Source organism: Streptomyces sp. NPDC003456 (assembly GCF_042878735.1).
Taxonomy (GTDB): Bacteria; Actinomycetota; Actinomycetes; order Streptomycetales; family Streptomycetaceae; genus Streptomyces.
Genome location: NZ_JBIAOK010000002.1, coordinates 809,677 through 824,357, shown reverse-complemented (window position 1 = coordinate 824,357; position 14,681 = coordinate 809,677). Strand labels below are relative to the sequence as shown.

Here is a 14,681-nt window from a genome sequence, read left to right as displayed (position 1 = left end):
CGTTACTGGTCGTCGGTGCGGCGGCGGAGGGTGGGCCGCACGCGCTTGGGTGCGGCGGAGCCGGTCGCCCGCCGGGATTCGATGTGCTGGGCCAGGGCGGCCGGGGTCGGGTGCCGGAAGACGTCGCGCAGGGTGAGCGACGCCCCGAGGGCGGTGCCGATGCGGTGGATGAGGCGGGCGGCGAGCAGGGAGTGCCCACCGTGGTCGAAGAAGCTGTCGTCGATCGACAGCACGCCCTTCACGGGCAGCGTTTGGGTGAACAGGTCGAGCACGGTCGTCTCGAGCGGGGTGCGCGGGGCACGTCCACCGCCGCTCGGCTCAGGCGCGCGGACGGCGGGCAGCGCGCGCTTGTCGATCTTCCCGTTGGGCGTGAGCGGCAGCCGGTCCAGCGCGACCACGAACGCCGGGACCATGTGGTCCGGCAGCCGCTCGGCCAGCCAGCGGCGGATCTCCTGCGGGTCGGGGCCGGGAGCGGCGGTGGGCACCACGTAGGCGGTGAGGTGGTCGGTGGCCAGGAGGACGGCCTGGGCGATGCCGGGGTGCCCGGTCAGCACGGTCTCGATCTCGGTCGGCTCGATCCGGAAGCCCCGGATCTTGACCTGCCCGTCACTGCGGCCGGCGTAGTGCAGCTTGCCGTCGCCGTCCCAGTGCGCCCGGTCACCCGTGCGATAGAGCCGACTGCCTTCAGGGCCGTAGGGGTTGGGCAGGAAACGGGTGGCGGTGGTGGCGGGCTGGGCCAGATAGCCGTGCGCGATGCCCTCACCGGCCAGATACAACTCCCCCGTCACACCGGGCGGCACCGGACGCAGACGCTCGTCCAGGACGTAGGCGAACTTGTTCACCAACGGCCGGCCGATGGACACACTCGCGCCCAACTCGACGCCACGGTCCACCGTGTGGGTGGTCGTGAACCCCATCGACTCGGCCGGGCCGTAGCCGTTGGTGACCGTCAGGTGTGGGTGAACAGCGTGCAGGCGCTTGATGTGTGTCGGAGAGGCCGGCTCACCACCGGTGAACACGATCCGGGTCGTCCCGAAGGTGTCCGGGTGCTCGTCGACGAGGTAGTTGAACAGGCTCGACGACAGTTGCAGCATCGTCACCCGGTGCCGGACCGACAACTCCGCCACCCTCGCGGGCTCCGGCCGCTGACCGGCCTGGAGCACCGTCGTCCCGCCATGCAGCAACGCACCCCAGAACTCCAGACTGAACGCGTCCCACGACACCGGCGAACACTGCAGGAACACCTCCCCCGGCCCGAACCGGGCATACGACTGCGCCGTCACCGTCGACACCAGATTCCGGTGCGACGACACAATCCCCTTCGGACGCCCCGTCGACCCCGACGTGAACATCACACAGGCGGTGTCCTCACTCGCGACCGGAAGGCGCAGGTCTTGCCCGTCACGTGCGGCGATCGCCCGATCTTCGCGGTCGATCAGCACCGACGGACCGCCGATCCCCCGCGCGTGCTGCGCCGCGTCCGTGATCAGGACACGCAGTCCCGCCTCCTCGACCGTCCCGCGCAACCGCTCATCGGGAAACTCCGGATCCAGCAGCACATACCCGGCACCCGCCTTCACCACCGCGATCAGGGCCACGGCGAAGTCGAGACCGCGCTCCAGCAGCACACCGGCCAAGTCCCCACGCCCGAGCCCCTGCGCCCGCACATGCCGCGCAAGGCGATTGGCGCGACGGTTCAACTCTCCGTAGGACAAGGTCGCGTCACCGAAGACCACCGCCGGAGCATCCGGCCGGCACCGCACCTGCTCCTCGAACCCGGTCGTCAGCACAAGCTCCTCACTGTGCCGCACCGACCTGCCGGACCACTCCCCCACCATCCGCCGGCGCTCCGCGGTGTCGAGGATCTCCAGTTCCGAGAGGGCGGTCTCGGGGGCGGCCACCGCGTGCTCCAGCACGCGACGCAGGATGGCCACCATCCGTTCGACGGTCGGGCGGTCGTAGAGGTCGGAGCTGTACAGCACTGTCCCGGCCAGGCCGGCGTCCTCGTCGGCGGCGAGCAGGAACTCCAGGTCGAACTTGACCGACCCGGTGACCGGTGGCTCGGCGGCAACGACCTGGATCCCGGGGAGGTCAGGAAGCACGGGTGCGCCGGATTCCAGTGTGAGACAGATCTGGAACAGGGGATGCCGGGCCAGGGAACGCGCGGGGTTCACTGCCTCCAGGACGAGGTCGAACGGCGCGTCCTGGTGGCTGAAGGCGTCCAGGTCGGTCGTCCGCACGCGGGTGAGCAGCTCCCGGAAATCGGGGTCGCCCGAGGTGTCGGTGCGGAGCACGAGGGTGTTGACGAAGAAGCCCACCAGGTCCGTGAGCGCCTCGTCGGGACGGCCCGCGACGGGGGAGCCGAGGGGGATGTCCGTACCGGCGCCCAGCCGCGTCAGGGTCGCGGCCAGTGCGGCCTGGAGCACCATGAACGGGGTGCAGCGTTCGGCACGGGCCAGTTCGAGGACGCGCTTGTGCAGGTCCCGGCCGAAATCCACCCGGATTCCGTCACCGCGCCGCCCGGCGACCGCCGGCCGCGGCCGGTCCGTCACCAGAGCCAGTTCCTCGGGCAGGTCGGCAAGCGCAGTGCGCCAGTACGCCAGTTGCTCGTCGAGCACGCTGCCTTCCAGCGCCGAGCGCTGCCAGAGAGCGTAATCGGCGTAGTCGAGGGGCAGCGGCTCCCAGTCGGGGGCGCGGCCCGCCGTCCGGGCCGCATAGGCGGCGGACAGATCCGCGAACAAGGGGCGCAGGGACTGCCCGTCGGTGGCGATGTGGTGCAGCAGGACGAGCAGGGTGGACCGACCGTCGGCTTCGCGCAACAGCGTGATCCGCAGCGGGTGTTCGGTGGCCAGGTCGAAGGCGTGCCGGGCCGCAGCGTGCAGCTCGGTCTCGGCCTCTGCCGGCGTCACTTCACGGATCTCCACGAACACGCCGGCCGCGGCCTCCTCGGCGGGCGTGACGACCTGGTACGGCTGTCCTTCCGCGGTCGCGAAGCGGGTCCGCAGCGGTGCGTGCCGCCGCACGAGATCGCCCACGGCGGCCCGTAGCGCCGCGGTGTCCACCTCGCCGCCGCTCAGCCGGAACGCCATCGGCACGTTGTAGGCCGTGTCGGGTCCGTGCAGCCCGGCCACCAGCCACAGCCGTTGTTGTGCGGAGGAGAGCGGCAACCGGTCGGGGCGTGCGACGGCTCGGGTGAGGGCCGGAAGGGCCGGGCGGCCGGTGGCTTCCGTGATGCGCCGGGCCAGGGCGGCGGGGGTGGGGTGCCGGAAGACGTCGCGCAGGGTGAGCGTGACGCCGAAGGTGGCGGTGATGCGGTGGATGAGGCGGGCGGCGAGCAGGGAGTGCCCGCCGTGGTCGAAGAAGCTGTCGTCGATCGACAGCGGCGCGGCCGAGCCGAGCACCTCGCCGGTCATGTCGCGCACCAGCTCCTCGAGTTCGGTGCGGGGGGCACGGCCGGATGAGGTCAGTGGGGCTTCCACCTGCGGCAGTGCACGTCTGTCGATCTTCCCGTTGGGGGTGAGAGGCAGCCGGTCCAGCAGTACGAAGTGGGCGGGCACCATGTGCTCGGGGAGCCGCTCGCGCAGCCAGGCGCGGAGGGCGGCGGGCGTGAGGGGGGAAGTGGGCACCACGTAGGCGGTGAGGTGGTCGGTGGCCAGGAGGACGGCCTGGGCGATGCCGGGGTGCCCGGTCAGCACGGTCTCGATCTCGGTCGGCTCGATCCGGAAACCCCGGATCTTGACCTGCCCGTCACTGCGGCCGGCGTAGTGGAGCTTGCCGTCGCCGTCCCAGTGCGCCCGGTCACCCGTACGGTAGAGCCGACTGCCTTCAGGGCCGTAGGGGTTGGGCAGGAAACGTGTGGCGGTGGTGGCGGGCTGGGCCAGATAGCCGTGCGCGATGCCCTCACCGGCCAGATACAACTCCCCCGTCACACCGGGCGGCACCGGACGCAGACGCTCGTCCAGGACGTAGGCGAACTTGTTCACCAACGGCCGGCCGATGGACACACTCGCGCCCAACTGCTCGGACCGGTCGACGGTGTGGGTGGTCGTGAACCCCATCGACTCGGCCGGGCCGTAGCCGTTGGTGACCGTCAGGTGTGGGTGAACAGCGTGCAGGCGCTTGATGTGTGTCGGAGACGCCGGCTCACCACCGGTGAACACGATGCGGGTCGTCCCGAAGGTGTCCGGGTGCTCGTCGACGAGGTAGTTGAACAGGCTCGACGACAGTTGCAGCATCGTCACCCGGTGCCGGACCGACAACTCCGCCACCCTCGCGGGCTCCGGCCGCTGACCGGCCTGGAGCACCGTCGTCCCGCCGTGCAGCAACGCACCCCAGAACTCCAGACTGAACGCGTCCCACGACACCGGCGAACACTGCAGGAACACCTCACCCGGCCCGAACCGGGCATACGACTGCGCCGTCACCGTCGACACCAGATTCCGGTGCGACGACACGATCCCCTTCGGACGCCCCGTCGACCCCGACGTGAACATCACACAGGCCGCATCCTCACCCGTGAGCGCCACGTCGAGATCGCCCTGCTCGCGCTCCTCGATCGCCTCGTGTTCGCGGTCGATCAGCACCGACGGACCGCCGATCCCCCGCGCGTGCTGCGCCGCGTCCGTGATCAGGACACGCAGTCCGGCCTCCTCGACCGTCCCGCGCAACCGCTCGTCGGGAAACTCCGGATCCAGCAGCACATACCCGGCACCCGCCTTCACCACCGCGATCAGGGCCACGGCGAAGTCGAGACCGCGCTCCAGCAGCACACCGGCCAAGTCCCCACGCCCGAGCCCCTGCGCCCGCACATGCCGCGCAAGGCGATTGGCGCGACGGTTCAACTCCCCATAGGACAACGACGCGTCACCGAAGACCACCGCCGGAGCATCCGGCCGGCACCGCACCTGCTCCTCGAACCCGGTCGTCAGCACAAGCTCCTCGCCGTGCCGCACCGACCTGCCGGACCACTCCCCCAGGACCTTCTGCCGTTCACCGGCGTCCAGGACCTCCGTGCGGGACAGCGCGAGGCCGGGCCCGGCGAGGAGGCGTTCCGCGAACCTCACGAAGCGGTCCTGGTGTCCGGCCACCGCCTGGAGGTCGCAGACCTCGGGGGAGGCGTCGAAGTCGATCCGCAGGCCGAGGTCGGGCCCGAGGTCGTAGACCCCGACCGCCAGGTCCTCCACCGGACCGTTGCCGAGGTTGTGCTGGACGGTCGGCAGGCCGAAGAAGCGCTTGCCGGGGGCGAACGCCATGATGTTGACCTGCGGGGAAGCGATCCGCCGGGCCGTCTCGCCGAGGCCCAGATCCCGGCAGACGTCCTCGTAGCGGGCCCGCTGGTGCCTCAGCCCTTCGCGGGCTTGTGTCCGCACCGTGGTGAGCAGCTCGGCGAGGGAGTCGCCGGCGCGGACCGGGACCCGCAGGGGAATGACGTTCGACATCATGCCGGGGGTGCGGCGGGCCAGTTCGGTGCGCCGGCTCGTCACCGGCAGCCCCAGCACGGGTGTGTCCGCGCCGCCGACCCGGTGCACGTAGGCCGCGACGAGGGCGAGGACGAGCATCGTCCAGGGGGCCCGGTGGGCGCGGGCGATCTCCTTCAGCCGGTCGGACCGTTCGGCTCCGAGGAGGACGGTGCGGCGGGTGAACGGCAGGGCTCCGGCCCGGGTCGCAGCGGTGTGGCCCTCGGCGAGCCTCGGCGCGGGCTCCACGTCGGCCAGGTGCGCGGACCAGTACGCTCGGTCCTCGGCGGCCTCCGGGGACGCGCGGTACGACGCGTCCTCGTCGAGCAGGTCGGCGAGCGTCCCGAACGGTGTCTCTCCCCACGGTCGGCCCGCCGCCGCGTGGTCGTACAGCTCGACCAGGCGCTCGTCGAGCAGGGCGATGCCCATGCCGTCGATCGCCAGGTGGTGGAAGGCGTGGAAGTAGAACCAGCGCTCCTCCCCCGCCTCGGTGCGGCCCGCGCGGATCAGCGCGTGGCGGGTGAGCCAGTCGTGGGCCAGGTCGAAGGGGCGGGCGAGTTCGGCGTCCATCCAGGCGCGGGCCGCCGCCACCGGGTCGTGCTCGCCGCTCAGGTCGACGATGCTCAGACTGCGTCCGAGGGGCTTGGCGTGCACCTCCTGCCACAGGGTGCCGTCGTCGTCGCTGCCCACGCCTCGGATGCGCAGCGCGTCGGCTTCGCAGGCGAGCCGGTACCAGCAGCAGGCCAGCAGGCCGGTGTCGAGCGGTCCGGTGAGTTCGCGGTACTCCCCGATGTTGTAGCGGCAGCCGGAGGTGTCGAGGCCGTGTGCCATCCAGATGTCGCGCTGCGCCGCCGACAGCGGCAGCCGCACAGTGGAGGGCCCGTACGCGGTGCCCTGTTCCGACGCGGTCGGGGACATGGGGGTGCTCCTCGGAGTCGTGGGGCTGCTGGAGGCGGGTGACGGCCCGGGCGGTCGTCGCGGCCGGATGCCATACAAGCCCTGGCCGGCACGCGGGAGCGGCAGTTGTTCCGGCAATACGGGAGCAGGTCAGGAGGCGGCGGCAGTTGCCTCGGCAGGCCGGGCGAGAGCAGCGCGGACCAGGCCGAGGACGTGGAAGCGGGCGGCACCGTCCCGGTACACCGCGCTCACCGTGCCGCTGAGCAGCAGGTCGCGCAGGAAGCGGCCGCACTCGGCCGGGGTCAGGCCGGTGAGCCTGGTGAGGTCGCTCAGCTCGTGTCCCCGGTCGCGGGTGTCGCCGTGGGGGGCGGCCGGCGCGGACAGGGCGTCGAGCAGGGCGCGCGGGCCGGGCTGCAAGCGGGAGAGGCGGTCGCACAGTTGGGCGCGGAAGTCGCCCGCGCCCCCGGCCGGGTCGAGGTGGTCGAGCAGGGCGGTGGGGTCCGCGGCCAGGCAGCCGCACAGGGTCTCCAGGTCGTACACCACCAGCCAGGACGCGGCCGCGACGAGCGCCCCGGGGTGGCCGTCGAGGAGGCGGCAGACGGTGGCGGCCCGGTCCCTGTCCGCGGGGGTGGCCGTGAAGTCGGGCCGGGATCGCCTCACATGGTCCAGGAAGAGCCGCACGGCCGGGGACTCGCCCGCCTCGGTGCCGTCGCCGGGCAGCCCCAGCGGGGAGAGCAGGAAGATCCGCTCACCCGGCATGCCCCACGGTGCGTCGGACGTCACGAGCAGCCGCAGTCCGGGGCAGGTGCGCAGGAGCGCGGTCAGCCGGTCGATCCTCGGGGGTGCGGCCGGCGCGCCGTCCAGCACGAGCAACGCGGGCCCCTCACCGACCACTTCGGCCAGGGAGGCAGCGGCTGCCGCACCCCTCACTGCCGGGTCGGCTCCGGGACCGTCCGGGGCGAACAGCTCGCCGGCCAGGGCCGCGAGGCGGGTGGTGAGGGCGGCGTCCTCCGGGGCCAGGTAGTCGCCGCGGTGCCCGGGGAACGCGTACCAATGCACGGGGAGACCCGTGCCGTGGAGCCGTTCGGCCACCGCGAGGGCCAGCCGGGTCTTGCCCACGCCGGTCAGCCCCACCACGTTGACCAGCCGTTCCGTACCCGACTCCGCCAACTCGGCTGCCAGGATGTGTGTCTCCCCCTCGCGTCCCGCCATCGCGTGCAGCGCGGTCGGGGGTGCCGTCGGCTCCTGCCGCCCGGGGCCCGTGCCCCGGCCCTGCTGGGCCGCCTCCTCCAGCGCGGCCCGGGCTCGCGGACCGAGCCGCAGGGCGTCCGCCACCAGCTGGACGGTGCCGGAGCGCGGCCGTCTCGCCTTGCCCTGCTCCAGGTCCCGCAGGGCCCGGACGCTGATGGTGGACAGGTCGGCGAGTTCCTGCTGTGTGAGGCCGATCCGCAGCCGGTGGGAACGGATCAGCGCGCCTATCGCGGTCGTCTGCCGGGCGGGCGTGTCGCGAGCGGGGGCGGGAGCCGCGACGACGGGCGCGGCCTGGGGGAAGGTGCCGACCGGGCGGACCTGCGTCTGAAGGGGGATGACGGAGGCGGCGTGGGGAGGGCCGAACGCGCCGGCCGGGCGAGCGGGTGCGGTGCGGGCGGGGTCGGCGGCACGGGCGGCGCGGGTGGCGAGGGCGGCGAGGCTGTCCATGGTGACGCTCCCGGTGAAGGCGGTGGTCGGTGGCGGGACGGGACGGCACGGCCCGGTTCCCGCTTCCCATCGTCCGCAGGGCACTATCCCGCCGACATCGCGCGGCGGGTGTCCGCCCGCCGCGCCGCTATCACCGGCCGTCCCCACGCCGGCGCGGGGCGTGATAGCGCGGCGATAAGGGCGGGGGCGGTGCCGGGATTCCGGTCGTTCCTAGCGTGGTGCCCACGAAGAAGGAAGCGCCCCGGAAAGCCGGGGACGCCCTACCGGAAGGACACCGATCATGGCCGTCACCCCCGTTCTCCGCGCCGCCCTCGTCACCGTCGCCGTTGCCGGAGCCACCCTCCTGGGGGCGCAGATCGCCCAGGCCGACGGCCCGGCCGCCACCACCTCCGGGACGGCCGGCACGACGGCCGTGACCTCGCCGCAGGCCACCCCGTCGCCCACCGCGTCCGGTGACACCAACCCGTGGGACTGACGTCGTCGAGGCCGGCACCCGAAGCCGGTCCCGTATCCGAACTCCGCAGCCGGCGCAGCCATCACAGCCACCGGGCTCGCCGCAGCCACCGGTGCCGCGGTCACCGTACTCACCGCGATCGCAGCCTCACCGGCGTCTCGAGGTCGCAGGGACCGGGGTGATCACCCGACAGCCGAGACGCTCTCCCCCGCCGGTCCCTTCGCACGAGCCGGCCCCATCGCGTCGAGCAGCCGCTCCGCCTCCGCCAGCTCCGCGACCATCCGCCGTTCACGGAACGCGGCCGCCGCCTTCCCCAGCTGCTCGCGGGACCAATGCCGGTCCGCCGCCGCGTCGCTCGCCGTGAGCATCCGCGCCAGGTCCAGCCGGATCAGTGCCGCCCCGCCGTGGTCCATGATCTGCTCGCGGACCGTGAGGGCCTGCGTGTAGAAGCCGCGTGCGGCCTCACCACGTCCCAACTCCGCGTGCGCGTGCCCGAGATCGCGCAGCAGGTGCCCCTCACCGATGACGTCGCCCTGGTCCCGGCACAACTCCAGCACCTCGATGAACGTGCGTACGGCGTCCTCGTGCCGGCCCTGTCCCTGCTGCAGCTGTCCGGCACGGCGCAGGGTGCGCGCCACTCCGCCCGTGTATCCGACCGACCGGTAGATCGCGAGGGCCTCGTCGAGCCGGGACTGCGCCCCGGGGATCTCTCCGCGCCGCATCCAGATGTGCGCGCTCTGCGTGAGCACGATGGCCCGGCCCACGACGTCACCGGCCTGGTCGAAGTCCCTCAGGGCCCGGTCGTACAGGGTCAGGGCCCGGTCGTCGTCCCCGCGCATCCGCGCCAGCAGGGCGAGGTCGCGGTGGCACAGGGCGAGGCCCTGGCGGTCGCCGAGCACCTGGAAGAGGTCGAGGGCGGAGGTCAGCGCTCCGTGCGACTCCTCGTGCTGGCTGCGGCCGAGGTGCAGGACGCCGAGGGAGCTGAGCAGGGCCGCGGTGCCGCGGGTGTTGCCGGCCGCGCGGGCGCAGTCCAGCGCCAGTTGGTGGGTGCGCTGCCAGTCGTCGAAGTATCCCTTGCCCTCGAACAGGGTGGCCAGGGTGGCCGCCAGGTCCCAGCACAGTTCGTCCATCCCGGCGGCCGCCGCCTGCTCGACGGCCTGGACGAGGCCGGCGTGCTCGCTGTCCAGCCACTCCAGCGGGTTGACGAGCAGTTCGTCGACACAGTTCTCCGGCGGCACCCAGCGGGGGGCCGTGCCGTGCAGCACGGTGAAGTCACCGCCGTAGATCCGGCGGTGCGCCTGCTCGGCCAGGGACAGCCAGCCGCCTGTCATCCGTTCCAGGGCCGCGGCCTGCACGGCCGGTTCGTCGTGCAGGCCGAGCTGCTCCCGCGCGAACACCCGGATGATCTCGTGGAAGCGGTAGCGGAAGCCGCCGGTGGACTCGACTCCCACCACGTCCAGCATCTGCACGTCGACGAGGGGCTCGAGCAGGTCCGACGGGTAGGGGCGGTGATCGTCCAGGAGGGCCCCGGCCAGCCAGCCCGGCAGCGTCGCCGCCTGCGCAAGGCTCAGCAGTCGCATGAGTCTGCGGTCCTCGGGTGCGAGACCGTCATGGGTGAGGGAGAGGCTGGCCCGCATGGTCATCTCGCCGTGCGTCAGCTCGTCGAGCCGGTGCCGTTCGTTCGCCAGCCGCTGGACCATCGACGCGAGGCTCCAGTGCGGGCGGGCGGCCAGCCGGGCCGCGACGATCCGCAACGCCAGCGGCAGCCCTCCGACGGTGCGGATCAGCATCTCGGCCGCCGGCTTCTCCCGGCCCACCCGGTCCGTGCCGATCACCCGGCCGAGCAGGTCCAGCGCCCGCCCGGTGTCCATCACATCCAGCTCGACGCGTTCGGCTCCGGGCAGGCCGGTGAGCCTCAAGCGGCTGGTCACCAGCACGGCGCAGTGGCTGCTGCCGGGCAGCAGCGGCCGCACCTGGCTCTCGGACACGGCGTCGTCGAGCACGACCAGCACCCGGCGCGAGGCCAGCAGCGTGCGGTACATCTCGGCGCGCTCGTCCTGGGACTCCGGGATGACGGGCCCGGGGATGCCCAGTGCCCTCAGGAACCGCCCGAGCACCTCGTTGGCCGCGGCGGGCGCGCCGGTGGTGCCGCGCAGGTCGCAGTACAACTGCCCGTCCGGGTAGGCGTGCTGGGCGAGCAGGTGGGCGACGTGGGTGGCCAGCGTGGACTTGCCGGTGCCCGGCTTGCCGACGATGACCGCCAGCCCGACGGAGCGGCGCAGGCCGTCGCCGAGCAGGGTGGCCTGGATCCTGGCGATCTGCTCCGGGTCGCCGACGAAGTCGGAGGTGTCGGCCGGGAGTTGCCGCGGGATCTCCTCGCCGGGAGGCGCGGTGAAGGGGTGTGCGGCGGACGTCCCCGCGGCGCCCGAAGGAGTGCTGGCGGCGTCGGGCGAAGTGGCTCTCCCCGACCGTGCGGCACCGGCTCGGCCGGGCTCGTTCGGGAGTGCCCCTGCCACGCCGGTCGCGCCCGGCACCGGGATGCCGCCGCCGTCCGCCGACCGCGGCCCGGGCACGGCCGACAGGATCGGGCCGGGCCTGCCCTGCGCGTGAGCATCCCCTCCTGCCCCTGCCCCTGCCCCTGCCCCTGCCCCTGCCCCTGCCCCTGCCCCTGCCCCTGCAAGGATCTCGCGCAAACCCTCCGACGCCGCACTCGCATGCGGGGCCGGCCCGACACCGACTGGTCTTCCGCCTGCCGTCCCGCCGGTGTGCGGGCCGCCGGTGTGTGAGCGGTCGCTGTGTGAGCGGTCGGTCTGCGGGCCGCCGCTGTGCGGGCCATCGGCCTGCCCGCCGTCCGCGTGCGACCCGTCGTCCGTGTACGCCGTGCGGCCACCTCGCGCATCCCGGTCGGCGCGTGACACAGGGCCGGCCGGCGCAGGGCTTGCGGACGCCGGCGGCACCTCGCCCGCAAGGATGGCCGCCTCCAGAGCACGCAGCTCACCGCCGGGCTCCAAGCCCAGTTCCTCGACCAGCAGTTCGCGCCCGGCGCGGTAGGTCTCCAGCGCCTCGGCCTGCCGCCCGGACCGGTACAGCGCGAGCATCAGCTGGCCGCGCAGGCGTTCACGCAGCGGGTGCACGTGTACCAGCGTCCGGATCTCGGCGACGAGATGACGGTGCCGGCCGAGGTCCAGCTCCAGGTCGATGCGGGTCTCCGCCGCGGTCATCCGCTCCTCGTCCAACTGGAGCGCCTTGCTGCGCAGCGTCTCGCTCGGCACACCGTTGAGGCAGGTCCCCTGCCACAACTCGTCGGCGGCGCGCAGGAGATCGGCGGCGCTGTGGAGATCGCCCTGCCGCGCCGCGGAGCGCGCGTCGGCGACGTGCCGCGCGAAGAGCAGGGCGTCGACCGACTCCCCCTCGGTCCTGAGGACGTAACCGGGCGGGCGGGTGGTGATGGCCGCGGCGATCTCGGCCTTGGTGAAGAGCTTGCGCAGGCGCGACACGCAGATCTGCACCTGGGTGCGGGCGGTGTCCGGCGGCTCGTCGTCCCAGATGAGGTCGACGAGGTAGTCGGTACTGACGACGCGGTCGGCCTCGAGCAGCAGCGCCGCCAGGATGATCTCCTGCCGTCCGGGCGGAACCCGCACGGGACCGCTCGCGCCGACGACCGTCAACGGGCCGAGGATGCAGAAAGCCACCGGTTCGGGGGCGCTCGGAGCCCCGCCGGGCGAAACGGTCATGAGTCTCCCAGCAGGAGCCGCACCTGGACAGATGGTGGAGCGGGCACAGTCTTGCTGAAACGTTCAGGCGTTGTCCATGGTGTGGAGATTTCATGACGATGAAGCGTCGTTGGCCGGATTTGATCGCCCCGCTCACGCGGACGACGGGCGAGTCTCCGCAGGCCACGACCGCACGGGGTGCGGGGTCCGGCGCGGGCCGGCGGCCGGCGTCCGGGGCGCGTTCGACGGTGATAGGCGTGCGATAGCAGCGGAATGCGGGAATCCCCCAGCCTGGTTCGCACGGCACCGCACTCACCGTCGCCACGCGGAGCAGCCGAACGAAAGGACCCGTCATGAGCATTCCGCCGCCCCGCCGCCCCGGCACCAGCCGCGTCATCACCGACTCCGGGGTCGACCACGTCCGCCTCGCGTACGACTATCTCGACGCCGGAGACATCGACGGTTACGGCTCGCTCCTGGACGCGGGCACCCTGGGGGCGGAACTGGAGCGACCCCGGCCGCCGGGCGCCCGCCACCTGATCAGCCGGATCGTCGCCGACGGCAACTACGTGGTGGTGATGGGCCGACTGGCGCCCCAGCAGCGGGAGTTCGTGGACGTCTTCACCCTGTCGGCGCAGGGCATGCTGCGCACCTGTCACCGCTACTACGCGGCGACGGACGGATGAAGGTGTGAGATCCCCACGTCACCTCGTCCCCGCGCCGCACACCGTCTCGACGGCACCGTCACCTGGGGGAACGGTGACAACCGCACCGTCGTCACCCCGCCCACCGGCACCCTGTCCGTCCAGGACACCTGACGCTGACGTCCAGCAGCAGGGCCGAGGGATATGTGAGGGACAGCCCTCGGCCCCGGCGCCGGACACCCATGCAGCCGATCTGTCACGGCCTGCCGACTGACTTGTTGATCAGCACTCGCCACGCCAGACGAGGCTCTTCAGCTCCACTCCCGTCGGGAAGGAGAGCTTGTACTCCCCGGGTCCCGGATTGAAGTGCAAACACCTGTCATAGGTGCGGCCGTCGAAGACCCAGGTGGCCTGGATGTGGTCGGACCCAGGGCTGGGATGCCCGTTGTTCATGATGAAGCCCACGCGCAGCGACCCGTACCAGTTGCCCTCCGTCTTCAAGATCGTAGGACCGTGGTAGCCGGAGGACGACCACGCGCAGACGTTGCCGGTGGGGCAGTCCGGAGGGCTGGGCTCGGCGGCTGCGTTCGGCGCGACGGCGACGACGCCGAGAACGGCGGCAGAAGCAGCAAGGGCTGCGGAGCTTCGCTTGAGCATGATGATCTCCAATGCAGTGCGACGGTGAGCAGGCGTCGACCACAGCCGCCTCAGCGGCCAGACGTCGTCCCGACTCGGCGCCTCACGGTAGGCCGCGTCGAGCCCGTCAGGTCCTGACACATGTCAGGGGTGGCATCCGTCGCCGATCTCCTGCGGGCGCCGCGCCCGTCCCGTCACCATCGCCTTCTCCCGGCTGCGGCAGCAGGCAGCGGGCAGCGGGCAGCGCCGACCACTCGGCAGGTGCCTGTTCCCGGCTGTTCCTCCCCTCTCGATCGCCGTATTGCCAGAGCGGCAACAGGAGTGGCGTGACCGGGCCAGGACGGGTGACGTTGGGCCGGTGAACGACAACATCACAGCGGGATCGCCCGCGTCTGACAGTTCCCTGCCCGGCGACGGATACGTCGGAGACCCCGCGGTGCGGGCGGAGTAGGACGACCGGTACGCCGACCGACGACAACTGTGGAGCGGCCGGCCCAACGGCGCGCTCGTGGCCGAGGCCGCCGGGCTCACACCCGGGCGGGTACTCGACGTCGGCTGCGGTGAGGGCGCGGACGCCGTCTGGCTCGCGCGCGGCGGCTGGGACGTGACCGCGCTCGAGGTCTCGGGCGTGGCGCTGGAGCGGGCGGCCGGGCACGCGCGGGACGCAGGCGTCGCCATTCGCCGGGTACATGCCGCGCTGACGGAAGCGGCGCTCCCGCCGGCCTCCTTCGACCTGGTCTCCGCGCAGTATCCGGCCCTGCTCCGCACCCCCGACGCCGCAGCCGAGCGAGCGCTGCTCGCCGCCGTGGCGCCCGGCGGCGTGCTGCTGCTCGTGCACCACGCGGGGATGGACACCCAGCAGGCGCACGACAGCGGCTTCGACCCGGCCGATTACGTCTGGCCCTCGATGGTCGCCGCTCTGCTCACCGACGACTGGAAGGTGGAGGTGAACGAGCAGCGACCACGTGTGGCACCCGACGGCGGGGCCGGCGCGCACCACACCGACGACCTGGTGCTGCGTGCGCGCCGGCTGCGCTGAGCCCTTCCGCGTGCCATGCGCTCTCCTCGTGCCGCGCCACCCCGGCAGATCCGGCCGCGCCTCCGAGTACGGGGTGCGAACTTCCTGGTCCACCGTGCGTCCCGAGGGCCCCTGCCCTGGCCTGCATCCGACTGGCCCGCCGGT

General features: G+C 72.6%; 7 protein-coding genes. 3 read left to right on the top strand and 4 right to left on the bottom strand.

Annotated elements, in window-relative coordinates; all coding sequences use genetic code 11:
• Nucleotides 1–2: 2 nt before the first annotated feature.
• Nucleotides 3–6,374 carry an amino acid adenylation domain-containing protein gene (locus ACFYWG_RS09420; RefSeq protein ID WP_389200304.1) on the bottom strand — a complete coding sequence of 2,124 codons (6,372 nt, stop codon included), beginning with the start codon at nt 6,372–6,374 and terminating at the stop codon, nt 3–5.
• Between the two features lie 129 nt (nt 6,375–6,503).
• Complete coding sequence (locus ACFYWG_RS09415; protein ID WP_389200302.1) at nt 6,504–8,051, bottom strand: AAA family ATPase; 1,548 nt, start codon at nt 8,049–8,051, stop codon at nt 6,504–6,506.
• Nucleotides 8,052–8,331: 280 nt separating this feature from the next.
• Here ACFYWG_RS09415 and ACFYWG_RS09410 point away from each other — a divergent pair, with 280 nt between their 5' ends.
• Nucleotides 8,332–8,526, top strand: coding sequence for a hypothetical protein (locus ACFYWG_RS09410; protein ID WP_389200300.1), 195 nt, complete (start codon nt 8,332–8,334; stop codon nt 8,524–8,526).
• A gap of 161 nt (nt 8,527–8,687) precedes the next feature.
• Here the strand turns inward: ACFYWG_RS09410 and ACFYWG_RS09405 are convergent, their stop codons facing one another.
• Entirely contained in the window at nt 8,688–12,239 is a 3,552-nt protein-coding gene (locus ACFYWG_RS09405; protein ID WP_389200298.1) for a BTAD domain-containing putative transcriptional regulator, read from the bottom strand.
• Between the two features lie 332 nt (nt 12,240–12,571).
• Between ACFYWG_RS09405 and ACFYWG_RS09400 the strand changes: the two genes are divergently transcribed.
• Nucleotides 12,572–12,904: a nuclear transport factor 2 family protein gene (locus ACFYWG_RS09400; RefSeq protein ID WP_385418802.1), complete on the top strand. Its 333-nt coding sequence runs from the start codon at nt 12,572–12,574 to the stop codon at nt 12,902–12,904.
• Nucleotides 12,905–13,144: 240 nt separating this feature from the next.
• Here ACFYWG_RS09400 and ACFYWG_RS09395 read toward each other — a convergent pair whose 3' ends face one another.
• On the bottom strand, nt 13,145–13,519 hold the full coding sequence (locus ACFYWG_RS09395; RefSeq protein WP_383507511.1) for a peptidase inhibitor family I36 protein: 375 nt from the start codon (nt 13,517–13,519) through the stop codon (nt 13,145–13,147).
• A gap of 457 nt (nt 13,520–13,976) precedes the next feature.
• On the opposite strand from ACFYWG_RS09395, the gene ACFYWG_RS09390 reads away from it, so the two are divergent.
• Nucleotides 13,977–14,537, top strand: coding sequence for a class I SAM-dependent methyltransferase (locus ACFYWG_RS09390; protein ID WP_383507526.1), 561 nt, complete (start codon nt 13,977–13,979; stop codon nt 14,535–14,537).
• Nucleotides 14,538–14,681 lie beyond the last annotated feature (144 nt).